The sequence below is a fragment of the Mycobacterium sp. genome (assembly GCF_049647605.1).
GTDB lineage: Bacteria > Actinomycetota > Actinomycetes > Mycobacteriales > Mycobacteriaceae > Mycobacterium.
On sequence record NZ_JBARXZ010000230.1, the window covers coordinates 40,684 to 64,411 of the forward strand.

26 protein-coding genes and 1 pseudogene are annotated in these 23,728 nt (G+C 66.5%); 11 read left to right on the forward strand and 16 right to left on the reverse strand.

Annotation, left to right across the window (positions count from 1 at the left end):
- Positions 1-17 precede the first annotated feature (17 nt).
- The gene (gene aztA / locus WBB07_RS28135) at positions 18-662 is read left to right on the forward strand and encodes a zinc ABC transporter ATP-binding protein AztA (RefSeq protein WP_526312809.1); all 645 of its coding nucleotides are present in this window, start codon (positions 18-20) and stop codon (positions 660-662) included.
- A 4-nt stretch (positions 663-666) separates the two neighbouring features.
- Positions 667-1,425 (forward strand): LamB/YcsF family protein, encoded by a 759-nt coding sequence (locus tag WBB07_RS28140; protein ID WP_526312811.1) that lies wholly within the window; start codon positions 667-669, stop codon positions 1,423-1,425.
- A gap of 115 nt (positions 1,426-1,540) precedes the next feature.
- Here WBB07_RS28140 and WBB07_RS28145 read toward each other — a convergent pair.
- A pseudogene (locus WBB07_RS28145) lies at positions 1,541-1,808 on the reverse strand (hypothetical protein); the annotation flags it as partial.
- A 71-nt stretch (positions 1,809-1,879) separates the two neighbouring features.
- Here WBB07_RS28145 and WBB07_RS28150 point away from each other — a divergent pair.
- Together WBB07_RS28150 and WBB07_RS28155 are read left to right on the forward strand one after the other, a co-directional pair.
- Positions 1,880-2,806 (forward strand): MBL fold metallo-hydrolase, encoded by a 927-nt coding sequence (locus WBB07_RS28150; RefSeq protein WP_526312813.1) that lies wholly within the window; start codon positions 1,880-1,882, stop codon positions 2,804-2,806.
- Positions 2,803-4,047, forward strand: a complete 1,245-nt coding sequence (locus WBB07_RS28155) for an SLC13 family permease (RefSeq protein ID WP_526312860.1) — start codon at positions 2,803-2,805, stop codon at positions 4,045-4,047. Before WBB07_RS28150 ends, WBB07_RS28155 begins: the two co-directional genes overlap by 4 nt.
- On the opposite strand, the gene WBB07_RS28160 is transcribed toward WBB07_RS28155, so the two are convergent.
- The 6 genes from WBB07_RS28160 to carD are packed head-to-tail and all read right to left on the reverse strand — an operon-like array spanning position 4,040 to position 9,056.
- The gene (locus tag WBB07_RS28160) at positions 4,040-4,963 is read right to left on the reverse strand and encodes a glycerophosphodiester phosphodiesterase (RefSeq protein ID WP_526312815.1); all 924 of its coding nucleotides are present in this window, start codon (positions 4,961-4,963) and stop codon (positions 4,040-4,042) included. The genes WBB07_RS28155 and WBB07_RS28160 overlap by 8 nt on opposite strands.
- A 14-nt stretch (positions 4,964-4,977) precedes the next feature.
- Positions 4,978-5,922, reverse strand: a complete 945-nt coding sequence (gene rlmB / locus WBB07_RS28165; protein WP_526312817.1) for a 23S rRNA (guanosine(2251)-2'-O)-methyltransferase RlmB — start codon at positions 5,920-5,922, stop codon at positions 4,978-4,980.
- Positions 5,922-7,367: a cysteine--tRNA ligase gene (cysS, locus tag WBB07_RS28170; RefSeq protein ID WP_526312819.1), complete on the reverse strand. Its 1,446-nt coding sequence runs from the start codon at positions 7,365-7,367 to the stop codon at positions 5,922-5,924. Before cysS ends, rlmB begins: the two co-directional genes overlap by 1 nt.
- 23 nt (positions 7,368-7,390) lie before the next feature.
- Positions 7,391-7,876 (reverse strand): 2-C-methyl-D-erythritol 2,4-cyclodiphosphate synthase, encoded by a 486-nt coding sequence (ispF, locus tag WBB07_RS28175; RefSeq protein WP_526312821.1) that lies wholly within the window; start codon positions 7,874-7,876, stop codon positions 7,391-7,393.
- On the reverse strand, positions 7,873-8,562 hold the full coding sequence (ispD, locus tag WBB07_RS28180; protein ID WP_526312823.1) for a 2-C-methyl-D-erythritol 4-phosphate cytidylyltransferase: 690 nt from the start codon (positions 8,560-8,562) through the stop codon (positions 7,873-7,875). Before ispD ends, ispF begins: the two co-directional genes overlap by 4 nt.
- A gap of 5 nt (positions 8,563-8,567) precedes the next feature.
- On the reverse strand, positions 8,568-9,056 hold the full coding sequence (gene carD / locus WBB07_RS28185) for an RNA polymerase-binding transcription factor CarD (RefSeq protein ID WP_526312862.1): 489 nt from the start codon (positions 9,054-9,056) through the stop codon (positions 8,568-8,570).
- Between the two features lie 337 nt (positions 9,057-9,393).
- On the opposite strand from carD, the gene WBB07_RS28190 reads away from it, so the two are divergent.
- Genes WBB07_RS28190 through disA form a run of 3 tightly spaced genes read left to right on the forward strand, consistent with a single transcriptional unit; the run spans position 9,394 to position 12,592 of the window.
- Positions 9,394-9,969, forward strand: coding sequence for a copper chaperone PCu(A)C domain-containing protein (locus WBB07_RS28190; RefSeq protein WP_526312825.1), 576 nt, complete (start codon positions 9,394-9,396; stop codon positions 9,967-9,969).
- Positions 9,970-10,025: 56 nt separating this feature from the next.
- Positions 10,026-11,513, forward strand: coding sequence for a DNA repair protein RadA (radA, locus tag WBB07_RS28195; RefSeq protein WP_526312827.1), 1,488 nt, complete (start codon positions 10,026-10,028; stop codon positions 11,511-11,513).
- Positions 11,510-12,592, forward strand: a complete 1,083-nt coding sequence (disA, locus tag WBB07_RS28200) for a DNA integrity scanning diadenylate cyclase DisA (protein WP_526312829.1) — start codon at positions 11,510-11,512, stop codon at positions 12,590-12,592. Before radA ends, disA begins: the two co-directional genes overlap by 4 nt.
- Positions 12,593-12,618: 26 nt before the next feature.
- On the opposite strand, the gene WBB07_RS28205 is transcribed toward disA, so the two are convergent.
- Both WBB07_RS28205 and WBB07_RS28210 read right to left on the reverse strand, forming a co-directional pair.
- Positions 12,619-13,416, reverse strand: a complete 798-nt coding sequence (locus tag WBB07_RS28205) for a hypothetical protein (RefSeq protein ID WP_526312831.1) — start codon at positions 13,414-13,416, stop codon at positions 12,619-12,621.
- Between the two features lie 82 nt (positions 13,417-13,498).
- On the reverse strand, positions 13,499-14,116 hold the full coding sequence (locus tag WBB07_RS28210; RefSeq protein ID WP_526312833.1) for a carbonic anhydrase: 618 nt from the start codon (positions 14,114-14,116) through the stop codon (positions 13,499-13,501).
- Between WBB07_RS28210 and WBB07_RS28215 the strand changes: the two genes are divergently transcribed.
- On the forward strand, positions 14,115-15,053 hold the full coding sequence (locus WBB07_RS28215; protein ID WP_526312834.1) for an iron-sulfur binding domain-containing protein: 939 nt from the start codon (positions 14,115-14,117) through the stop codon (positions 15,051-15,053). The two genes, WBB07_RS28210 and WBB07_RS28215, sit on opposite strands and share 2 nt — an antisense overlap.
- Positions 15,054-15,174: 121 nt before the next feature.
- Here the strand turns inward: WBB07_RS28215 and WBB07_RS28220 are convergent, their stop codons facing one another.
- The gene (locus WBB07_RS28220) at positions 15,175-16,140 is read right to left on the reverse strand and encodes a GlxA family transcriptional regulator (RefSeq protein ID WP_526312836.1); all 966 of its coding nucleotides are present in this window, start codon (positions 16,138-16,140) and stop codon (positions 15,175-15,177) included.
- Positions 16,141-16,211: 71 nt separating this feature from the next.
- Between WBB07_RS28220 and WBB07_RS28225 the strand changes: the two genes are divergently transcribed.
- Positions 16,212-16,505, forward strand: a complete 294-nt coding sequence (locus tag WBB07_RS28225) for a hypothetical protein (protein WP_526312838.1) — start codon at positions 16,212-16,214, stop codon at positions 16,503-16,505.
- Here the strand turns inward: WBB07_RS28225 and WBB07_RS28230 are convergent.
- Positions 16,479-17,249 carry an alpha/beta fold hydrolase gene (locus WBB07_RS28230; RefSeq protein ID WP_526312840.1) on the reverse strand — a complete coding sequence of 257 codons (771 nt, stop codon included), beginning with the start codon at positions 17,247-17,249 and terminating at the stop codon, positions 16,479-16,481. The genes WBB07_RS28225 and WBB07_RS28230 overlap by 27 nt on opposite strands.
- A gap of 23 nt (positions 17,250-17,272) precedes the next feature.
- Between WBB07_RS28230 and mhuD the strand changes: the two genes are divergently transcribed.
- Positions 17,273-17,584 (forward strand): mycobilin-forming heme oxygenase MhuD, encoded by a 312-nt coding sequence (gene mhuD, locus WBB07_RS28235; RefSeq protein ID WP_526312842.1) that lies wholly within the window; start codon positions 17,273-17,275, stop codon positions 17,582-17,584.
- Entirely contained in the window at positions 17,565-18,914 is a 1,350-nt protein-coding gene (locus WBB07_RS28240; RefSeq protein WP_526312844.1) for a serine hydrolase, read from the forward strand. The genes mhuD and WBB07_RS28240 overlap by 20 nt, the downstream gene beginning before the upstream one ends.
- Before the next feature lie 8 nt (positions 18,915-18,922).
- On the opposite strand, the gene WBB07_RS28245 is transcribed toward WBB07_RS28240, so the two are convergent.
- From WBB07_RS28245 to lsr2, 5 genes are all read right to left on the reverse strand, one after another.
- Positions 18,923-19,471 carry a histidine phosphatase family protein gene (locus WBB07_RS28245; RefSeq protein ID WP_526312846.1) on the reverse strand — a complete coding sequence of 183 codons (549 nt, stop codon included), beginning with the start codon at positions 19,469-19,471 and terminating at the stop codon, positions 18,923-18,925.
- Entirely contained in the window at positions 19,468-20,265 is a 798-nt protein-coding gene (locus WBB07_RS28250) for a CbtA family protein (RefSeq protein ID WP_526312848.1), read from the reverse strand. Before WBB07_RS28250 ends, WBB07_RS28245 begins: the two co-directional genes overlap by 4 nt.
- Positions 20,266-20,293: 28 nt before the next feature.
- Complete coding sequence (locus WBB07_RS28255) at positions 20,294-20,509, reverse strand: CbtB domain-containing protein (protein ID WP_526312850.1); 216 nt, start codon at positions 20,507-20,509, stop codon at positions 20,294-20,296.
- Positions 20,510-20,712: 203 nt separating this feature from the next.
- Positions 20,713-23,262, reverse strand: a complete 2,550-nt coding sequence (clpC1, locus tag WBB07_RS28260; protein ID WP_526312852.1) for an ATP-dependent protease ATP-binding subunit ClpC — start codon at positions 23,260-23,262, stop codon at positions 20,713-20,715.
- Between the two features lie 234 nt (positions 23,263-23,496).
- Positions 23,497-23,728 (reverse strand): histone-like nucleoid-structuring protein Lsr2 (gene lsr2 / locus WBB07_RS28265; protein ID WP_526312854.1); only part of this gene is annotated, 232 nt, incomplete at its 5' end.

Sequence of the window (23,728 nt, forward strand, 5' to 3'; positions counted from 1 at the left end):
CAATTAGACTGCATGATGTGGCCAACCCCGTGACTCTGGAATCAGTGTCGTTCAGTTACACCAACACTCGCGTGTTGTCGGATTTCAGCCTGCGAATCCCAGCCGGCGCGGCAACCGTGATCACCGGCGCCAACGGCTCCGGGAAGTCGACGGTGCTCGGATTGATCGCCGGCGTACTCCGGCCACTGGAGGGCCGAATCGATCTCGGCGGCGCGCGGGAGGTGGCGCTGGCGCCACAGCACAGTCAGGTCAGCGAGAACTTCCCCATCACGGTGGCCGAGGTGGTGGCGATGGGGCGATGGCGCCGGCTGGGACTCCTCAAACGAATGACGGCTGCCGACCGCCACCTCGTCGACCACTGGATCACCGCACTCGGCCTCGATCAACTGCGCCGGCGCCCCATCGGAGAACTGTCCGGCGGCCAACGCCAACGGGCACTGGTGGCACAGGCCTTCGCGCAGCAGGCGCCGATCGTGGCGCTCGACGAGCCCACCACCGGCATGGACGCCCCATCCAAGGACCGGGTCATCGCCGGCATCGACGAGCTTGTCGACACCGGATGCACCGTGGTGGTGAGCACCCACGACCGGGACCTGGCCCGCCGCTATCACTGTGGTGTGCACCTCGAACGCGGCTCCGTTGTCACCCCGGGCCTACCCTGATGAGGTGGATTCAGTCGATCTGAACGCCGACCTCGGTGAGGGCTTCGGCATCTGGGAACTCGGCGACGACAACGCCATGCTCGCCGTGGTCACCAGCGCGAATATCGCCTGCGGCTTTCACGCCGGCGATCCGGCGCGGCTGGCCCGCACCTGCCGTGCCGCCGCCGCCGACGGGGTACGGATCGGCGCACAGGTCAGCTACCGCGACCTCGCCGGCTTCGGGCGGCGCTTCATCGACGTGGAACCCACCGACCTCACCGCCGACGTGATGTACCAGATCGGCGGGCTCCAGGCGCTCGCCCAGGCCGCCGGCTCCCGGGTGAGCTACGTGAAACCGCATGGTGCGCTGTACAACACGATCGTCACCCACCGAGAACAGGCGCGTGCGGTCGCCGCCGCGGTGGCAGCGGTGGACCCAGACCTGCCCGTCCTCGGGCCGGCCGGCTCGGTGTTCTTCGAGGAGGCCCAGCGGCTGGGACTGCGGACCGTCGCCGAGGCGTTTGCCGACCGCGCCTACACCCCCGACGGCCATCTGCTGTCCCGCCGCGAACCAGGGTCGGTGCTCCACGACCCGACCCAGATCGCCGAGCGCGTCCTGACCATGGTCCAGACCGGGCGGGTCACCGCCGTCGACGGCTCCATCATCGCCGTCAACGTGGAATCGGTGTGCGTACACGGGGACTCACCGGGTGCCGTGGCGATCGCCGCCGCGGTCCGGGACCGCCTCGACACTGCCGGACTGACGTTGACGCCGTTCAGCTAGCGTCGAGCCGCCCCAGTTCACTGCATACCAGCACGATTCAGCGTAGTGACGCCGACAGCGACGCGGCCGACACCGACGATCTTTTGCCCCCGAGAGGCCGGCTTCTTCCAGGTGAGACAAAGCGGCGGGAGAAGTTCTCCCCCACTGTCTGGATCGGGGCCCGGTGCCGCTGCGCCTCCTCGACCTGCGCGTGCACGATCGCGAGGTCACCGACCCCGACCGTCTCGATGGCACCTGAACCTCGGCCCCGTCGGCCACCAACGTCGAGGCGGGGTCCACAGCACAGTCAGCGCAACAACGTTCTCCCGCAGCACCAGGCTCGCGACATTGGCCGCCGAGACCAGCAGGTCGGTACCCGCCGTGCCGCCGCGCAGGAATGGATAATCGGTGACGTCCGACTGCCACCACCGCCGGCCCCGTACGCTCACCGGCCCACGGGCCGTAAGGTCGTCTGGTGCGATTGCGTGCGGGCAGACCCGAAATCTCGCGGCACGCCGGAAAGTTCGCGGTGCCCCTCGCATCGGCACAGTCGCCGTTGACGGTCACCTGGCTGGGAGTGTCGACATTGCTGGTCGACGACGGCACCTCGGCGCTACTCACCGACGGCTACTTCTCCCGGCCCAGCGTGGCGCGGGTGGCCCTCACGCGGGTCAAACCCTCGGTCCCCAGGGTGGAAGGTTGCCTGACCCGGGCCGGGATCCGGCACCTCGACGCGGTGATCCCGGTACACACCCACTTCGACCATGCGCTGGACAGCGCACTTGTCGCCGACCGCACCGGCGCGCTGCTGATCGGCGGCGAGTCAGCGGCCAACATCGGCCGTGGTCACGGTCTGCCGGACCAGCGGATCGTCGTCGCCGACTCCGGGACGCCTCTCGACGTCGGCCCCTTCGAACTGACCCTGGTCGCCTCGCACCACTGTCCACCCGACCGTTTCCCCGGGGTCATCACCACGCCGCTGGCCACCCCGGCACGTGTGTCGGCCTATCGGTGCGGTGAAGCCTGGTCGATGTTGCTGCTGCACCGCCCCACAAATCGGCGTCTGCTGATCCAGGGCACTGCCGGCTACCTACCCGAGGCGTTGGCCGGGCACCAAGCCGACATCGCCTATCTGGGCATCGGACTCCTCGGCATGCTGTCGGAGACCTACCTGCACGAATACTGGGAGCACACCGTGCGAGCAGTCGGCGCCCAGACCGTCATCGGCGTGCACTGGGACGACTTCTTCCGGCCGCTGTCGAAACCGTTGCGTGCATTACCTTTTGCCCTCGACGACCTGGACACCTCGATACGAGTCCTACAGCGCCTCGCCGACGCCGACGGGGTCTCGCTGCTACTGCCCACGGCCTGGCAACGCGCGGACCCGTGGGCCAGACCGTGACCCTGATCTTTTCGCTGGCATTGCTGGTGGTGGTCCTCGGCTTCGCCATCGCCCGTCCACGAGGCTGGCCGGAAGCCGCCGCCGCGGTTCCTGCGGCGCTGCTGCTCATCGTCATCGGTGCGGTTTCGGTCGACGATGCGATAGCCGAAGCCCAACGGCTCCTACCGGTCGTGGCGTTCCTGGCTGCGGTGCTGGTGCTTGCGAAGCTGTGCGATGCCGAGGGGCTGTTCCAGGCATTCGGGGCCCTGATGGCCCGGGCCAGCGCCGGTTCACCACCTCGACTGCTGCGCCAGGTGTTCCTCGTCGCCGCCGGCACCACCGCCGTGCTGTCCCTGGATGCCACCGTGGTGTTGCTGACTCCGGTGGTGCTGGCCACCGCTGCCGCGCTGCGGCTACCGGCCCGGCCACACACCTACGCCACGGCGCACCTGTCCAACACCGCCTCCCTGCTGTTACCGGTGTCGAATCTGACGAACCTCCTGGCATTCGCCATGATGGATCTGTCCTTCGTGCAGTTCACCCTGTTGATGGCGGTTCCCTGGCTGGTGGTGATCGCCGCGGAGTACGTGATCCTGCGATTCGTGTTCCGCAAGGACCTGGCCCCGGTCGCCGACGCCGACCCGGTGGACAAACCCGAACTGCCGATTTTTGTCCTGGTGGTGCTGGGATTGACCCTGGCCGGGTTCGCCGGCACCTCGTTCTTGGGCATCGACCCGGTATTCGCGGCGCTGGCGGGTGTGGTGGTGCTCGGCGGCCGCGCGCTGTTGCGCCGGGACATCTCGGTGGCCGGTATCGCCCGCTCGGCGAACGTCACATTCCTGGCATTTGTCCTGGCGCTGGGGGTGGTGGTGCAGGCGGTGATGCAGTCCGGCCTGGAATCTGCGATGGGCCGGGTGCTGCCGGGAGGGACGGGCCTGGCCGCCCTGCTGGGTATCGCCGCCATCGCCGCCGTCCTGGCCAACCTGGTGAACAATCTGCCCGCGGTGCTGGTGCTGCTGCCGCTGGTCGCAGCCAGCGGGCCCGCCGCGATACTGGCGGTGCTGATCGGCGTCAACATCGGCCCCAACCTGACCTATGTGGGATCGCTGTCGAATCTGCTGTGGCGCCGTGTTCTCAACAGTCGGGGCGCGTCCACCGATGCCGTCGAATTCAGCCTGCTGGGATTGCTGACGGTGCCGGTCACGCTGGTGCTGGCCGTTGTCGCGCTGTGGGGCGGGGTTCAGCTTCTGGGCATCAACTGAGCCGCCGGTAACCGGGCGGCAGCGGCATCCCGAGATCAGCCATCACCTGCCGGAGCACGGTCGGATAGTCGGTGATGAGGCCGTCGACACCGATCGCGATCTGGACGCGCATCGTCTCGGCATCGTTGACAGTCCAGGGAATCACCGCCATACCGGCCGCATGAGCCCGTTCGACCAGCGCCGCGTCGACCAACTTGTGGTCCGGGGAGGCGATGTCGGCTCCCACCGCCTCTGCCCCGGCGATCGGATCACCGGCGGCCGAGGGTTCCACCCCAGCCAGCCACGGCGACCCGGGCACCCAGGTGGTGTCGTCCCAGAGCGCAACCAACGGGATCGACGGTTCGACCGCCCGTACCATCGGCAGGGTCCGCCAGTCGAAGCTCTGGATCGCCACGGCAGCGACCTTGTTCGCCGGCCGCACCGAGGCCAGGATGACGTCGACGAACTGCTGCGGCGGCGCCGATTTCTCCGGTTTGTCGGCCTCCACCTTGGTCTCGATGTTGAACCGGACGTCCGCACCGTAGGCGTCGACGAGGGCAAAGACCTCCGGCAACGTGGCAATCCGATTGCCGTGTACCACTTCGGCGTCGGGGAAGCCCGGCAGCGGCCTGCCGCAGTCCAGGGTGCGCAGTTGCGCCGCCGTCAGATCGACCACCAGCTTGCCGACATACGGATACTGCGGATCCCCGGGGAAAGCCGGAGCGGTGTCAGAACACTTGTCGGCCTGGATCACCGGGTCGTGCCAGACCATCGGTTGCCCATCGGCGGAGACAACGATGTCCAGCTCGAGGGTGCTGACACCGAGCTCGATCGATTTCGCGAAGGCCCGCAACGACTCCTCGGTGGTCTCGCCGCGCCCGCCACGGTGCGACTGCAGATCGAAGCCCACCGGCCGGGTGCCGTGGTGAGGTGTCACCGACTGCCGGCCGTCTAACCGCGGCGCTGGCGGGCGATCTCGGCGAGCACAACACCTGCGGCCACCGACGCGTTCAGCGACTCGGTGGGGCCGGCCATCGGAATCGAGACGATCGAATCGCAGTGCTGACGCACCAACCGCGACAGACCCTTTCCTTCCGAACCGACGACAACGACCAGCGGTCCGCTGGCGTCGAGCTGGTCGATCGTGGTGTCGCCTTCGGCGTCGAGGCCGATGATCTGCAGACCGGCGTCGGCCCAGTCCTTCAGGGTGCGGTTGAGATTGGTGGCTCGCGCCACCGGCAGCCGGGCAGCAGCCCCCGCGCTGGTGCGCCATGCGACAGCGGTGACGGAGGCGGACCGCCGCTGTGGGATGACCACACCGTGGCCTCCGAAGGCAGCTACCGACCGAACCACCGCGCCGAGATTGCGCGGGTCGGTGATGTTGTCGAGGGCGACCAACAGCGCCGGCAGGACGTCCTTGGTGGCGGAGCGCAACATGTCATCGGGATGCGCGTAGATGTAGGGCGGTACCTGCAGCGCAATGCCCTGGTGTAAACCGTTGGTGCTCAACCGATCCAGATCGGTGCGTGGCACCTCGAGGATGGGGATCCCGATATCGGCGGCCCGGGTGACGGATTCGGTGAGCCGCTCGTCGGCTTCGGCCCCCAGCACAACCCACAGCGCGGTCGCGGGAACCCCGGCACGCAGGCATTCGAGCACCGGGTTGCGGCCCAGCACGATCTCGGTGTCGTCGGTCTTCTTCTTGGGCCGGCCCTGCTGCTGTTTGGCCGCCTTGTTGGCGCGCTTGGCCGCGGGGTGATGCGGCCGCTCATGCGCGGGTGGGGTGGCGCCGCGTCCTTCCAGGCCACGGCGGCGGACACCGCCCGAGCCGACGGTCGGGCCCTTTTTGGTACCGGCCTTGCGGATGGCGCCGCGGCGCTGCGAATTACCGGCCATTATCTGGAATCTCCATCAAGCAGTGACCACTGTGGTCCATCGGCGGTGTCGGTGACATCGATACCCGCTTCTTTGAGTCGATCCCGGATCTGGTCGGCGGCAGCCCAGTCGCGGGCGGCGCGGGCCTCGGCACGGCCGTCCAGCGCCCACTTGACCAGCACATCGATCGCAGCCAGTGCCGCCGACGTCTCGTCGCGCAGCTCCCACCGCTCGTCGAGCGGATCACAGCCCAGGATGCCCATCATGGCGCGGATCGACTGTGCGGCAGCCATGGCGCCGGCGTGGTCACCGGTGTCGAGTGCCCGGTTGCCCTCGGCCCGGGCGGCGTGCACCTCTGCCAGCGCCATCGGCACCGACAGGTCGTCATCGAGGGCGGCAGCGAACTTCTCGGTCCAAGTGCCCGGCGACACCGCACCGACGCGGGTGCGCACCCGATGGAGGAACTCCTCGATACCGGTGTAGGCCTTCACCGCATCCTGCAATGCGATCTCGGTGAACTCGAGCATCGAACGGTAGTGCGCGCTTCCGAGGTAGTAACGCAGTTCGGCAGGCCGGACGCGTTGCAGCACAGCCGGAATGGACAACACGTTGCCCAGCGACTTGCTCATCTTCTCGCCGCCCATCGTGACCCAGCCGTTGTGCAGCCAGAACCGGGCGAACTCGTCGCCGGCCGCACGGGCCTGCGCGATCTCGTTCTCATGGTGCGGAAACACCAAATCCATTCCGCCACAATGGATATCGAATTCGGAACCCAAGTACTCGTGGGCCATCGCAACACATTCGGAATGCCAACCGGGGCGGCCGCGCCCCCACGGGGTGGGCCACGACGGCTCTCCGGGTTTGGCGCCCTTCCACAAAGTGAAGTCCCGCTGATCGCGCTTGCCGGTGGCCACCCCCTCCCCCTGATGCACGTCGTCGATACGGTGACCGGACAAGGCGCCGTAATCCGAGCAGCTACGCACATCGAAGTAGACGTCGCCGCCGCCGGCGTAGGCGTGCCCGCGTTCGATCAGCCGCTCGATCAGCTCGACGATCTGGGTGATGTGCCCGGTTGCCCGCGGCTCGGCAGACGGCGGCAGTACGCCCAACGCGTCATAGGCAGCCGAAAACGCCCGCTCGTGAGTGGCAGCCCACTCCCACCACGGCCGGTCCGCAGCGGCGGCCTTGGTGAGGATCTTGTCGTCGATGTCGGTGACGTTGCGCACGAACGCAACGTCGTAACCCTTGGCCATCAGCCAACGTCGCAGCACGTCGAAAGCGACGCCGCTGCGCACGTGACCGATATGCGGCAGCCCCTGCACCGTGGCACCGCACAGATAAATGGAGACGTGGCCGTCGCGAACCGGGACAAAATCACGCACGGCACCAGTCATGGTGTCGTGAAGTCTCAGGGCTTCCCGCCGGCCTTCCTGCTGGCCTTCGGCCGAGCTCGCGCGTTCGGTCACGACGTGCCAGCTTACCGGGCCGTTCAGGCCCCGACCGCCATCGGCAACACCAGCGCGGTCGCGACCGCGGCCAGGCCCTCCCCACGCCCCGTCAGCCCCAGGCCGTCGGTCGTGGTCGCCGACACCGATACCGGTGCATCGAGCAGGCCGGACAGCAGCAGCTGCGCCTCGTCGCGACGCGGTCCTATCTTGGGCCGGTTCCCGATCACCTGCACGGCGGCGTTGCCGATCCGGAAACCGTGTTCGGTGAGCAGGGAGCTGACGTGCCGGAGCATGTCAGCGCCGGTGACACCGGCCCAGCGAGGATCGTCGACGCCGAAGACCGACCCCAGGTCACCCAGGCCGGCAGCGGACAGCAGGGCATCACACAATGCGTGTGATGCAACATCGCCGTCGGAATGGCCGGCGCAGCCATCGGCGCCGGCGAACTGCAACCCAAGTAGCCAGCACGGGCGGCCCGGTTCGATCGGGTGGACGTCGGTGCCGATGCCGACCCTGGGGATCGTCATGGCCGCTCCGAAGCAGCGAGCATGGTCTCGGCCAGCAGCAGATCCATGGCGGTGGTGATCTTGAAAGCCAGCGGATCACCCACGACGGTCTGCACCTGTCCACCGATGCTTTCCACCAGTGACGCGTCATCGGTGAAGAAACCGCTGACATCCGAGGTGGACCGGCCGTAGGCCCGTCGCAGAACCGCCGTGGTGAATCCCTGGGGGGTCTGGACCGCGCGTAGACCGGCGCGCTCCGGAGTGCCGAGCACCACCCCATTGGCGTCGACCGCCTTGATGGTGTCGGCCAGCGGCAGCGCGGGTACCACCGCGGTGCTGCCCGCTTCGAGCGCCGCCACCACCCGCGCGATCAAGGCAGGGGGTGTCAGGGGCCGAGCGGCATCGTGAACCAGGACGTAGTCGGCATCACCGACGGCATCCAGCGCATTACGAACCGACTCGGTGCGGTCGGCACCACCGGCCACCACGGTGACTTGAAAATCGGGGAGACCGAGGATCAGTGAGGCTTCATCGGTGCGGGTCGGCGGAGCCGCCACCACAACCGCGTCGACCACCCCGGACTCTTTCAACCCGACAAGTGCACGCTCGATGAGGGTGCTGCCCCCCAGGTGCACAAACGCCTTGGGCATGCCGGCCGCCAGCCGCTCACCGGAACCGGCTGCCGGCACTATCGCTACGGTGCGCACGGCCGTCAGGAAGCGGCGGCCAGAACCTCGTCGAGGATGATCTCGGCCTTGGCGTCATCGGTGTTCTCAGCCAACGCGAGCTCACCCACAAGAATCTGGCGGGCCTTGGCAAGCATCCGCTTCTCGCCTGCGGACAAACCACGCTCCTGATCACGACGCCACAAGTCACGCACAACCTCTGCGACCTTGTTCACGTCGCCAGAGGCGAGCTTCTCGAGATTGGCCTTGTAACGACGCGACCAGTTCGTCGGCTCCTCGGTGTGAGGGGCCCGTAGCACCTGGAAGACCTTGTCCAGGCCCTCCTGTCCAACAACATCACGCACACCGACGTACTCGGCATTGTCAGCGGGAACACGAACCGTGAGATCGCCCTGCGCCACCTTCAGAACGAGATATTCTTTCTGCTCGCCCTTGATGGTTCGGGTTTCGATCGCCTCGATCAATGCAGCACCGTGATGTGGATAGACAACGGTGTCTCCGACCTTAAAATCCATTTGATTCGAGCCCCTTTCGCCACTCCAGGGTATCACGGGCCGTGGTCGAGTGTGTTCCAACTCCGCAGGTCAGGGGCTTCAACAGCCACCCATGGGGGTTGACAGCGACTAGAAACCATGCAACGAGCGGCCCGATTTCCAGCCATTTCAGGGCCCGTTCCGGACCTCTCCGACACCATTTCCGAGCAGCTTTCCCCACGCGAATGCAGCCGTCGCCGGTGACTGTTGCCCCGTGCTGGCAACCCTTGGACACCGCCCGACCTACCAGAGCTGCGAGACACCTACTACTCTCCATAGTTGAATCGTGGCGGTCGCTAACAGGAGGCTCCGAGTACCGATGGACAAGCCCATCAAGAAGACCTTCCGGACGTCTCTGCTGACGGCGGGCCTGACGACAGTTGCGGCCGCCGCCTTGGTGGGCTGTGGCGCCGGTCAGGTCTCGCAGGTCGCCACACAGGAGCCGGCAACCAACGGCAACGCGGGCACCATCGAGCACATCATGCTGCGCAACGTGCACATCGAGGCGATCCAGGCCACCGATGCGTTGCAGCCGGGCACCGATGTGCAGCTGATGTTCAATGCGACCAACCAGTCGCCCTACATCAACGACCGACTGATGAACATCACCACCGATGTCGGCACGGTGACGCTCTCCGGCAACACCGATGTGCCCGCCAACGGGCTGCTCGAGGTCGGCCTTCCCGACGGCATCGACCAGCTGGTGGCGCTACCCGAGGACGCCGACGGCGCCGAGGCCGTCGTAGCGTTGACGGAACCGATCAGCAACGGCCTGACCTACGCCTTCACGTTCACCTTCGAGGAGGCCGGCGAGAAGGTCATCCAGGTTCCGATCTCGGCCGGTAACGCACCGCGGCAGGCCTCCACCGGCGTCGGAAGCGGCAGCGGCCACTAGTCGGCGCGTGCGTGTCCGGCCGGTGTCTTGTCACACCGGCCAGCTACGGTCACGGCGTGGCTAAGGGCAGCGGTACCAAAACGCGGACTCAGTATCGCTGTTCGGAGTGCCAGCATGTCACCGCCAAATGGGTGGGCCGCTGCCCGGAGTGCGGCACCTGGGGCACCGTCGACGAGGTTGCGGTGCTGTCCGCTCTCGGCGGTTCGTCCCACCGTGCGATAGCGCCGACATCGGCCGCCGTGCCGATCAGTGCCGTCGATCCGTCACGTACCAAACACGTTCCCACCAGCGTCAGCGAACTCGACCGCGTACTCGGCGGCGGGATCGTCGGAGGCTCGGTGGTACTGCTCGCCGGTGAGCCCGGCGTCGGCAAATCCACCCTGCTGCTCGAGGTGGTGCACCGGTGGGCACAGTCGGGCAGGCGCGCGCTCTACGTCTCCGGCGAGGAATCCGCTGGCCAGATTCGGATGCGCGCCGAACGCACCGGCTGCACCCACGACGAGGTGTACCTGGCTGCCGAATCCGATCTCCACACGGTGCTGGCGCACGTCGAACAGGTCAAGCCGTCACTGGTGATCATCGACTCCGTGCAGACCCTGTCGACCACCGACACCGACGGGGTCACGGGCGGGGTGACGCAAGTAAGGGCCATCACCACGGCGCTGACCGGCTATGCAAAATCCGCGGCCGGCCCCGGAGTGGCGATCATCCTGGTGGGCCACGTGACCAAGGACGGTGCCATTGCCGGACCCCGGTCCCTGGAGCACCTCGTCGATGTGGTGCTGCACTTCGAGGGCGACCGCAACACCACCCTGCGGCTGGTCCGTGGCGTCAAGAACAGGTTCGGCGCTGCTGACGAAGTAGGTTGTTTTGTCTTGCACGACAATGGAATCGAAGGAGTAGCCGACCCATCGGGACTCTTCCTGGACCAACGTCCCGAGCCGGTTCCCGGCACTGCGGTCACCGTGGCGCTGGACGGCAAGCGCCCGCTGATAGGTGAGATCCAGGCCCTCATCGGCCAGGAGGTGCCGTCGCCGCGACGTGCGGTCAGCGGAATCGACCAGTCCCGCGTCGCGATGATCGCCGCGGTCCTGGAGGCACGCGCCGGACTGGCCATCGGCCGCCGCGACATTTACCTCTCGACGGTCGGCGGGATGCGGCTCACCGATCCGTCCGCGGATCTGGCGGTCGCCATGGCAATGGCGACGTCGTACGCGCAACTGTGCCTGCCGGCTGCCACGGTCGTCATCGGCGAAGTGGGGTTGGCCGGTGATCTGCGACGCGTCACCGGCATGGACCGGCGGCTCGCCGAGGCAGCCCGCCTCGGGTTCAACAGAGCGTTGGTACCTCCCGGGGCAAAAGGGCCGAAGACCATACACACCATGGAGGTCGCCACGATGAGCGAAGCGCTGCGCGCGATGCTGAGCATCGCGGTACAGCCGAGCAGCAAACCTCCGGAGGTTCGGCTGGGAGCCCGGCCCGAGCTCAAAGTGGTGGACGGTGGTCACGACAACCGCGGTACAGGGGACAATGACTGGCTGTGACGCCGATCAACAAGCCGACACTGCGTGAAACGGTCGGGCGCCTGGCACCCGGTACCGCGCTGCGAGACGGCTTGGAGCGCATTCTGCGCGGCCGTACCGGCGCGTTGATCGTGCTCGGCTACGACGACAACGTCGAGGCGATCTGCGACGGCGGTTTTGCCATCGACGTACGGTACGCCCCCACCCGGCTACGCGAGCTGTCGAAGATGGACGGTGCGGTCGTGTTGTCCACCGACGGCAGCCGGATCATGAGGGCCAACGTCCAGCTGGTTCCGGACCCGTCCATCCCCACCGACGAGTCGGGAACCCGACACCGCTCAGCGGAACGCTCGGCCATCCAGACCGGTTATCCGGTGATCTCGGTCAGCCACTCGATGAGCATCGTGACGGTGTACGTCGCCGGCGAACGCCATGTGGTGGCGGATTCGGCGACCATCCTGTCGCGCGCCAACCAAGCCATCGCCACACTGGAGCGGTACAAAGCCCGCCTCGACGAAGTGAGCAGGCAGCTGTCCACCGCCGAGATCGAGGACTTCGTGACCTTGCGCGACGTCATGACCGTCGTCCAACGGCTGGAGTTGGTACGGCGTATCGGCTTGGAGATCGACAACGACACCAACGAGCTCGGTACCGACGGTCGCCAGCTCCGACTGCAGCTCGAGGAGCTGCTCGGCGGCAATGACACCGCGCGGGAGCTGATCATGCGGGATTACCACGCACACCCCGACCCGCCATCGAAAGCGCAGGTGGGTAACACCCTCGACGCGCTGGACAGCCTGTCGGACGCCGAACTGCTCGATTTCACCGCACTGGCGGGAGTGTTCGGCTATCCGGCAACCGCCGAAGCCCAGGACACCGCCCTGTCGGCCCGCGGATACCGTGCGATGGCCGGCATACCGAGGCTGCAGTTCGCCCATGTCGACCTGCTGGTCAGAACGTTCGGATCGCTGCAGGGATTGCTCGCTGCCAGCGCCACCGACCTGCAGTCCGTCGAAGGTATCGGCGCCATGTGGGCCCGCCACGTCCGTGAGGGCCTGTCGCAGCTGGCTGAATCCACGATCGCCGACCGATTGGTCTGAGCGGTCTCAGCCGGCTGGAGACAGGTTCAGCCCGCCGGAGGCGGCAGGTGATCGCCGGGTGCAGGAGCCGGCGGCAGGGCATCCGGCGGAGGCGGCACATCTCCCGGCGGCGGCGCGGCATTGGGATCTGCCAGGACAAACGGCACGGTCGCCGACCGCAGGTTGCCCAGTTGCACCACCAGGTTGTAGGTACCGGGGCCGATCGGCTGGCGAGGCAGCGGGCACTGCGGCTCAGAACCCATACCGGTCCACGTCACCTCGGTGGTGACCTGTTCGCCGGGCTGAAAGGTCTTGACCAACGTCTCGTTCGACGGCGCGCAATCGAGGTTCGACCACAACCGCTGGTTGTCCAGCGAGTAGACGTAGGCGGCGAGCACCGCCGCGCCGACATCGCGCTTACAGCCGACCAGTCCGATATTGGTGACCACCATGGTGAACTTGGGCTGATCGCCGATGCTGTAGTTCGGCTCACTGGTGATGCCCTTGACCGCCAGAGTCGAGTCGGGGCAGTCGTCGCCCTCCTGGAGCACCGGCGGCGGAACAACGGCCATGGTCGGAGTCGGCGTGGGCTGCGGGGCTTCTTCAGCCGGCGGAACAACCGGGGACTTCACCTCGGGTGTCGGTGTCGGCGCCAGCGGGCCCTGCGCCGTGTTCGGCTGATCGTCTGAATTGTTCTGGGGTTCGGTGCTGGATCCGCCACTGACGATGACCAGCACGATGGCAGCAACGACGACGACAACAAACGCCGCGATGCCCAACGCCAGGAACCGGCGCCGACGGTAGATCTCCGCCGGTAGTTCACGATGCGGTTCGGATTCCAACACATTCACACGGTAAGCCGAGGTCACTGCTAGCTGTCCGACCTGGAGCGGCGTGTCGCCGCCCGGCCGGATCTCCCCTGGTGTGCTATTCGCCGATGTCACCCAAGTGGGTGCGCAACGCCACTTTGCCGTCGGTCAGGTGGTAGGTCAGACCCACGATCGCGAGGCTTCCCGACTTCACCCGCTCCGAGATCATGGTGGAGCGGCCCACCAGCTGCGTACCCGTCTCGACGACATGGCGGGCCTCGAATTCATCTACCCGCTGCAGCCCGTCGCGCCGGCCCAGCAGGATCGAGGGCGTGACGCGTTCGATGACATCCCGGACGTAGCCGCCGGGTACCGATCCCCCGTCCAGAGCTGCCAGGGTGGCTTTGACCGCACCGCAGCTGTCATGACCGAGCACCACAACAAGCGGCACGTTGAGCACCATCACCGCGTACTCGATGGATCCCAGCACGGCGGAATCGATGACGTGACCCGCGGTGCGGACCACAAACATGTCGCCGAGCCCCTGGTCGAAGATGATCTCGGCTGCGACCCGGCTGTCGGCGCATCCGAACACCACCGCCGTCGGCCGCTGCGACTCCGCCAGGCTGGCTCGGTGCTCGATGCTCTGGCTCGGGTGCTGAGGCCGGCCTGCGACAAAACGCTCGTTACCCTCCTTGAGTGCTTTCCAAGCGGTCACGGGGTTTGTGTTCGGCATGGGCGACATTCTGCCCTGCGAAAGCCGGCTGGACCCAGTGAGTATTCGCGCCACCGAAGTGGTGGCTTGGTTTGATCGCGAACGACGGGACCTGCCGTGGCGGCAACCCGCCGTCAGCGCCTGGCAGATCCTGGTCAGCGAGTTCATGCTGCAGCAGACGCCGGTGGCCCGGGTGCAACCGATCTGGCTGGACTGGATCGCCCGCTGGCCCACTCCGTCGGCCACCGCCGCCGCAGGTGCAGCCGATGTGCTGCGAGCGTGGGGAAAGCTGGGGTATCCGCGACGCGCCAAACGGTTGCACGAATGCGCCACCGTGATCGCCACCGAGCACGGCGACGTGGTGCCCGATGATGTCGAGGTCCTGTTGAGTCTGCCCGGTGTCGGTAGCTACACCGCTCGGGCGATCGCCTGTTTTGCCTATCAGCAGTCGGTGCCGGTGGTCGACACCAATGTCCGGCGCGTGGTGGCCCGCGCGGTGCACGGACTGGCCGACGCCGGATCGCCGTCGGCAAAACGCGATGAGGCCGACGTGGCCGCGCTGCTCCCCGATGAAGAGACAGCGCCGCGGTTCTCGGCCGGGTTGATGGAACTCGGGGCGCTGGTGTGCACTGCCCGGAACCCGCGCTGCGGTTTGTGCCCGTTATCGGAATGCGCTTGGCGGACAGCCGGATTTCCACCGTCGACCGGCCCGGCCAAGCGGGTGCAGAAGTATGCGGGCACCGACCGGCAGGTACGGGGCAGGCTGATGGATGTGTTGCGGGCCAACGATTCCCCGGTGACCCGCGGGCAGCTCGACGTCGCCTGGCTGACCGATACCGCTCAACGCGACCGGGCGCTGGACTCGCTCCTGGTCGACGGGCTGGTGGAGCAGACCGACGACGGCCGGTTCGCGCTGGCGGGCGAAGGCGCCGATGCCGAGGAGGGACGAGGCGGCTGAGAAGCCGAGCAAACAGCACCGAAGGCGCCGATGCCGAGGAGGGACGAGGCGGCTGAGAAGCCGAGCAAACAACACCGAAGGCGCCGATGCCGAGGAGGGACGAGGCGGCTGAGCTGACCGCTCAGGCAGTGGCTTGGCAGTCCTCGCAGGCGAACCGGCGCCGGTAATCCGACGGCGTGATCCCGATGACTCGACGGAAATGGTGCCGCAGCAGCGTGGCGGTACCGAATCCGGCTTTGTCGGCGATCCGGTCGATGTCCAGGCCGGTCTCCTCGAGCAACCGCCGGGCGTAGAGCACCCGCTGATCGGTGACCCACTGCATCGGAGTGCGCCCGGTTTCTTCGACGAAGCGGCGCGCAAAGGTACGCGCCGACATGTGCGCTCGCGCCGCCAATGAGGCCACGGTGTGCGGATGCTGAAGGTTCTGCATGATCCAATCGAGTTGGGGGGCAAAGCCTTCCGAATGACGCACCGGTATGGGCTGCTCGATGTACTGGCGTTGCCCGCCGTCACGCTGCGGCGGCACCACCATCCGGCGGGCGATGGCGTTGGTGGCCGCACTGCCGATTTCCCGGCGGACGAGGTGCAGGCAGGCATCGATACCGGCGGCGGTTCCCGCACTGGTGATCAGGTTGCCGTCGTCGACGAAGAGCACATTGCGGTCCACCTTGGCGGTGGGATAGCGGCGCGCGAGCTCGTCGGCGTGCATCCAGTGTGTGGTGCACGCGCGGCCGTCGAGCAGCCCGGCGGCGCCGGCGACAAAGGCGCCGGAGCAGACGGTGAGGATCGTCGACCCGTCCTCGGCGGCCGCACGGAGCGTATCGAGGGCCGCTTGCGGGTAGTCCAATCCGGCGATCGCCGGGACGGCAACCAGGTCTGCGCCCATGAGGGCGCTGAAGTCATGTTCGGGGGTCAGGGTGGCGCCGATGGACATCTGCAACGGGACACCCGCCTGCGGACCGCACACCTTGAAATCGAAATTCGGGACGCTGTCGGCGGAACGGTCGATCCCGAACACCTCGCAGATGACGCCGAATTCAAAGGGCGCCACACCATCCAGCACCAATGTCGAGACGCTGTTGATCATGGCAGTATCTTATCCTTCATGGTCAGTTCTGCCACTGTTGGCGGAATTTCATCGGACACACACTTACTGCCATGACCAACGCACTCACCTATCTCCTTGTCGGTGCTGCTCTACTCGGCCCGGTTGCGATCATCGGGGCCGTGACTGCCCACGCTCACCGGGACGGTCACCTGCGGTGGAACCTCGACCAATTCTGGATCAGCGCGCCGATGACCGGTCGCCTTTTCGCCGACGCCGAACCGCTGGACACCGATCCGACCGATGCCGACCTTCGCCGCCTCACCCACGACCTGGACGCGGTGCGCACCAGGTTCGAACATCAGCCCAGTTGGCCTCGATCAGGTGCACTCGGGGAACGTCGTTAAGAACTCCTCGACGGCCCGCCGATATTCCTGCGGCGCCTCGTCGTGCACCAGATGGCCGGCCCCGGGCACCAGTAGATGATGCGCCTGGTGGCCGGTCTCGTGCATCCGCCACATCTGCCCCGGCGGCGCCACCGAGTTCTCTGCCTCGATCAGCAAGACCGGGGCCCGCACCGCGCACCACTGTGCCCAGTAGTCTCGTCGGCCCCACTCAGAGGCGATCTGCAACCACTGATCGACTCGTCCGTGCAATCGCCAGCCGGTGGGGGTCCGGTCGAACGCCTCCAAGAAATACCGTCCGGCGACATCGCCGAAAACATCGGTCACCGCGGCCTCGCTGTCGAACTCCACGGGCAACGTCAGCAGCCAAGGTTCCCAGGGGCCGGTGGTGCGCCCGCGAAAATCCGGGGCCATGTCCTCGACCACCAGCGCCGACACCAGTTCCGGCCGCTGCGCCGCCAGACACCAGCCGTGCAATCCACCCATCGAATGGCCGACCAATCGCACCGCGGCACCGAGGCCGGCCAACGCGTCGCCGAGGTCCTCGACAAATCGCTCGGTGCTGATCGGACCGGGATCGTCGACATCGCGGCCGCGGTGCCAGGGTGCGTCGTAGGTGTACACCGCACCCAGGCGGGTCAGCCACGGCAATTGCCGCTGCCAGGTGGTTCCGCGCCCCATCAAGCCGTGTACGAGCACCAGCGGAGCGCCGTGCCCCCCGCGGTATGTCAGCAGATCGATGGTCATAGGTGAAGCGGTAGCCTAGCGCCATGTCCGTGGTGAAGATCAACGCAATCGAGGTTCCCGCCGAGGCCGGCCCCGAGCTGGAGAAGCGGTTTGCCCACCGCGCCCACGCGGTCGACAACCAGCCGGGCTTCCTGGGCTTCCAGCTGCTGCGTCCGGTCAAGGGCGAGAATCGCTACTTCGTGGTCACCCAGTGGGAGTCCGAAGAGGCGTTCCAGGCCTGGGCGACCGGACCCGCGATCGAGGCGCACAAGGGCCAACAGAGCAATCCCGTGGCCACCGGGGCCTCATTGCTGGAGTTCGAGGTAGTACTCGACGTTGCCGCTACCAAACCGTAGGCGGCTGGCGGCGCTGCTGTGCGCGACAGTCGTCGCCACCTCGCTGGTCAACGGCTGCGCCTCTACGTCCACACCGCCCGCCAACGCCGGAGATGCCGGTGTCCGGATCAGCACCGGCACCCCCCAAGGTGTCCGGGCCAAACAGATCATGGACATGCTCAACTCCGACTGGCCCATCGGACCCGTCGGCACCAAGACACTTGCCGCGCCGGATCTGGTGGAGTACGTCTGGCTCACGATGGACTCGATGTGGTACGACCGGCCGTACACGCTGGCGGGAATCGATTTCCGCGCCGGCGCCGCCACCCTCCATCTGGTGAGCTCCTACGGCGCTCGTCAGGACATCGACATCCGCGTCGGTGAGGATTCGCTGCTCGATCGTTTCAAGTTGACCAACCAGCCGCCCGAGATCAATTCGTGGGCCGATGTCGACGCGGCGTTGTCGAAGATCGGCGGCCAGTACTCCTATCGGGTGTCTCGGGTGGACAACGGCAACTGTGTTCAACTTGCCGGTACCAACACTGCTCAATCCCTGCCGCTGGCATCGATTTTCAAGATGTACGTGCTCTACGCCGTCGCCGACGCCGTGCGGGCGGGCACCTTGTCCTGGGACGAAGAGCTGACCATCACCGACAAGGCAAAAGTGGTCGGCTCGTCGGGTTTCGACACGCTGCCGCCCGGAGCGCGGGTGCCGGTGCGCCAACTGGCCGAGAAGATGATCGCCAACAGCGACAACATGGCCACCGATCTCCTGATCGGCCGGGTCGGTCGGGAAGCGGTCGAGCGGGCGCTGGTGGCCACCGGCCATCACGACCCGGCCCGCATGACACCGTTTCCCACGATGTACGAGCTGTTCTCGATCGGGTGGGGTCAACCCGATCTGCGTGAGGAATGGAAGCAGGCCGACCGGCAGCGCCGAGCCCAGTTGCTGACCGAGGCCGATGCCCGCACCTATGAGCCGGATTATTCGAGATCCACCTCGCCGGCGTCGGCGTACGGTATCGAGTGGTACGGCAACGCCGAGGACATCTGCCGGGTACACGCCGCCCTCCAGGAGATGGCCACCGGTCCTGCCGCTCCGGTCCGCGACATCATGTCGTCCATTCCCGGTATCGATCTCGACCCGCAACAGTGGCCGTATATCGGCGCCAAGGCGGGCAATCTTCCGGGTGACCTCACCTTCAGCTGGTACGCCGAAGACCCCGCCGGTCAAGGATGGGTGGTCAGCCTGCAAACGAACTGGACCCGCTTCCACGGCCCCGGCACCGCAGGCTGGCTGATGTCGGTGATCAAGCCGATGTTCAACCTGATTCCCAAGCCAACCGCCTGACCCGCGATTCAGGTCAGGCGCAGCGTCCAGGCGTGCGCCCGGCAGTGCAGCACGGTCCGGCTTGCCGGTGCAACGTCGATGCGCCAGAACGACTTCGCAGGCGCATCCAGCGCCACCAGGACCGCGGCCCGCACGACTGCCGGATGGGTCACCGCGACCAGCCGGGCCCGCTGCGAGGTCAACGAAGACATCCAGGCCCGCACCCGCTCGATCAGGGTCACGATCGTCTCTCCACCGTGCGGAGCCGCGGTGACATCGGTGAGCCAGATCGCCAGCTCGGCGGAATCCAGTCCGTCGAGGACCCCGCCACGCCAGCGACCGTGATCCAGATCCGCAAGGCCTGGATCCACGTCTGCCTGCAGGCCGAGGAGTTCGGCCGTCTGTCTGGCGCGCTTCTCGGGGCCGCAGACGGCTGCGTCGACAACACCGAGCTCGTCGACTCCGTCGATCTGACGCCGGCCCATCGCGTTGAGGGGCTCGTCGGTGGGAAATCGTCCGGCTGCCATCGCATCGGTCATTGCATGGGACACGAGGGTCAGCCGGACGACTTCACTCACGCAGTCAGCGCTTCCCGCTTACTGTCGAGCAACTTGGACACCATCGCGGCGAACAGCAGGCCGATCGTCGCGTAGAGGACCACCTGCGTACCCAGCGAGTACAGCCGGAACTCGTAGAGCACATCGGCCGGGAATCCCTCGTAGACGATGACGCCGGCATCGTCTACCAGCGGGCCCGGAGTCTCGTTGATAGAAGGCAGGATCAGCATCACGACCGCGACCGCCACCACATAGGCGGCGCCGGCGGCCAGGGTCGCATTCCAGGCACCGAATTTGGCTGCCCAACCGCGACCGAGTACCACCGCACCGACAAGCAGCGCCGCGGACAGCACCACCATCAAGAGGTAGAGCAGGGTGCGCTGCTGGATGGTCTCGTCGAGGCTCAGTGCCGGCGGACTCGCCGGATACTTCAGCGACGGCACGATGTAGAGACTCAACAGCATGCCGCCGGCCACGTAGAGCGACAGCATGCGTGCCGAGATGTTGCCGACTCGGCCGTAGGACACGGCAAACACCACCGCGAACAGCGCCCCGATGGCCAAGCTGAACAGCAGCAAGCCCATGCCGAGACCGATGTTCATCTGGATGGCGCGGGTGATGCCCCCCTCGTCGCCGTGGCTGTGGGCAGCCTGACCGGCAGCGGCTTCCAACGCCTCATGGGCTGCGCCGACGCCCTCCTCATAACCGATGGCCTGCTCGATCTGCGGCTCGGCGAAGATGCGGGCGAACACGAAGGCGAGCACGCCTGCAACGGCGCCGGCCAACAGGCCGCGCCAGATTATCTGCTTCTCCATATTTGTTTGTCCTCCTCTGACCGTTGCGTCAGTGGCAGGGGAAGCCGAGCAGGTGGCGGGCGTCGTGTACAAATTCGTGGATGACGGTGTTACTGCCGAACACCGACGTCGCACCCTGATCCATTCCGACGAAGTACAGCACGAGCAGCGCAAAGAACGCGGTCAGCGACAACCACAGCACCGCTTTGGTGCCGGAGAAGTCGATGGCCTTGGCCGGAGCCAGGCCGAGATTGGGAGTAGTCATTGGTGGATCCTTTCTGAGGGAATTCGCGTCCCGGCATCCAAGCATCGGATGTCTCGGCGAGGGGTCTGACTGTAAACAGTGGCGCGACCGTTCTGGATTCTCACCAGATTCCTCTCGCCTTCGACGACCAACACATAGTAAGCAAAGGACGGTTACCCCGCGCGGGTAACCGTCCTTTACTAGTCTTGCGGCCAGTCCGGCTGCTACTCCGCCGCTGTCACTCCGGCGGTACCCGCGGCTCCCGCACCCGCGAGGTCCGGCTCGTCGGTGGCAGCCGACTTCGGCGCACCGCTGAAGGTGAACCGCGCGTCTTCACCGGCACCCTCGCCGTCCCAGTTCTCGACGTCGACGGTGACGACCTGGCCCGGGCCGACTTCCTCGAAGAGGATCTTCTCCGAGAGCTGGTCCTCGATCTCCCGCTGGATGGTGCGTCGCAGCGGGCGAGCACCCAGCACCGGATCGAAACCGCGCTTGGCCAGCAGAGACTTCGCCTGGGGCGTGAGCTCCATGGACATGTCCTTGGCCCTGAGCTGGTTGCCCACCCGGCCGATCATCAGGTCGACCATCTCGATGATCTCCTGCTGTGTCAGCTGGTGGAAGACGATGATGTCGTCGATACGGTTGAGGAACTCCGGGCGGAAGTGCTTCTTGAGCTCGTCGTTGACCTTGAGCTTCATCCGCTCGTAGTTGTTCTCGCCGCCACCCTGGGTGAAGCCGAGGCCCACAGCCTTGCTGATGTCGGACGTACCGAGGTTCGAGGTGAAGATCAGCACGGTGTTCTTGAAGTCGACGGTGCGACCCTGACCGTCGGTGAGACGGCCGTCCTCGAGGACCTGCAACAGCGTGTTGTAGATCTCCTGGTGGGCCTTCTCGATCTCGTCGAACAACACCACCGAGAACGGCTTGCGGCGCACCTTCTCGGTGAGCTGGCCGCCCTCTTCGTAGCCGACATACCCCGGAGGAGCACCGAACAGCCGTGATGCGGTGAAGCGGTCGTGGAACTCGCCCATGTCGATCTGGATGAGCGCGTCGTCGTCACCGAACAGGAAGTTGGCCAGCGCCTTGGACAGCTCGGTCTTACCGACACCGGACGGGCCGGCGAAGATGAACGAACCCGACGGGCGCTTGGGATCCTTCAGGCCGGCACGAGTGCGGCGGATGGCCCGGGACACGGCCTTGACCGCATCTTCCTGGCCGATGATCCGCTTGTGCAGCTCCTCCTCCATGCGCAGCAGCCGAGTCGTCTCCTCCTCGGTGAGCTTGAACACCGGGATGCCGGTCCAGTTGCCCAGCACCTCGGCGATCTGCTCATCGTCGACCTCGGCAACGACATCGAGATCACCCGAGCGCCACTGCTTCTCGCGCTCGGCGCGCTGAGCGACCAGCTGCTTCTCCCGGTCCCGCAGATTGGCGGCCTTCTCGAAGTCCTGCGCGTCGATCGCGGACTCCTTCTCCCGGCGCGCGTCGGCGATCTTCTCGTCGAACTCGCGCAGGTCCGGCGGAGCGGTCATCCGGCGGATACGCATCCGGGCGCCGGCCTCGTCGATGAGGTCGATGGCCTTGTCCGGCAAGAACCGGTCGTTGATGTAGCGGTCGGCCAGCGTGGCCGCGGCCACCACGGCACCGTCGGTGATCGACACCCGGTGATGGGCCTCGTAGCGGTCGCGCAGACCCTTGAGGATCTCGATGGTGTGCTCCACCGAGGGCTCGCCCACCTGAACCGGCTGGAAGCGACGCTCCAGGGCGGCATCCTTCTCGATGTACTTGCGGTACTCGTCGAGAGTGGTGGCGCCGATGGTCTGCAGCTCGCCGCGGGCCAGCTTCGGCTTCAGGATCGAGGCCGCATCGATGGCGCCCTCGGCCGCACCCGCACCCACGAGCGTGTGCAGCTCGTCGATGAACAGGATGATGTCGCCGCGAGTGTTGATCTCCTTGAGCACCTTCTTGAGGCGTTCTTCGAAGTCACCGCGGTAGCGGCTACCTGCGACCAGGGAGCCCAGATCCAGCGTGTAGAGCTGCTTGTCCTTCAGGGTCTCCGGGACCTCGCCGTGCACGATGGCCTGCGCCAGGCCCTCGACGACGGCGGTCTTGCCGACGCCGGGCTCGCCGATCAGCACCGGGTTGTTCTTGGTGCGGCGGCTCAGCACCTGCATGACCCGCTCGATTTCCTTCTCGCGGCCGATGACGGGGTCGAGCTTGCCTTCCATGGCGGCGGCAGTGAGGTTGCGGCCGAACTGGTCCAGGACCAGCGAGGTGGACGGGTTGCCCGCCTCACCGCCACGGCCCCCGGTACCCGCTTCGGCGGTCTCCTTGCCCTGGTAACCGCTCAGCAGCTGAATGACCTGCTGGCGCACCCGGGTCAGCTCGGCGCCGAGCTTCACCAGCACCTGGGCTGCCACGCCCTCGCCCTCGCGGATCAGACCGAGCAGGATGTGCTCGGTGCCGATGTAGTTGTGTCCGAGCTGCAGCGCTTCGCGCAGGCTGAGCTCGAGCACCTTCTTGGCCCGGGGGGTGAACGGGATGTGACCCGACGGCGCCTGCTGGCCCTGGCCGATGATCTCTTCGACCTGGCTGCGCACCCCCTCCAGGGAGATACCCAACGACTCGAGCGACTTGGCTGCGACGCCTTCACCCTCGTGAATGAGCCCCAACAGGATGTGCTCGGTACCGATGTAGTTGTGGTTCAGCATCCGGGCTTCTTCTTGAGCCAGGACGACGACCCGACGTGCTCTGTCGGTAAATCTCTCGAACATCCGTGTTACCTGCTCTCCTTGACTAGGCGGGCGCATGCGCAGCATGTGCGCCAACGGCCCTGGTGTCCACTGTAATGGGCGGCCGCCCGAGGTGCCTTACCTATGGGTGTCCGCCCGTGTGGACGCAACAGAGCAACGCAGGGAAACACGGTTTCGTTTCCGGTGAGCGCAGGTCCGCGCTTCGCCGCTAGCGAAAGCGGCCTCACCATGTCCGGCCGCTCAGGTTGCGACCACTCAGGTTGCGGCGTGGAAGGCGTCGATCACGTCGGCCGGGATCCGGCCACGGGTGGACACATTGTGGCCGTTACGGCGGGCCCATTCCCGGATCGCCGCGCTCTGCTCGCGGTCGATCGCCGCCCGGCCCCGGCCGGTGGCGGCGGACCGGCCACGACGGCGACCGCCGACCCGCCGGCTCGCTTCCATCCACGGTTTGAGGTCGTTACGAAGTTTTGCGGCATTCTTGCTC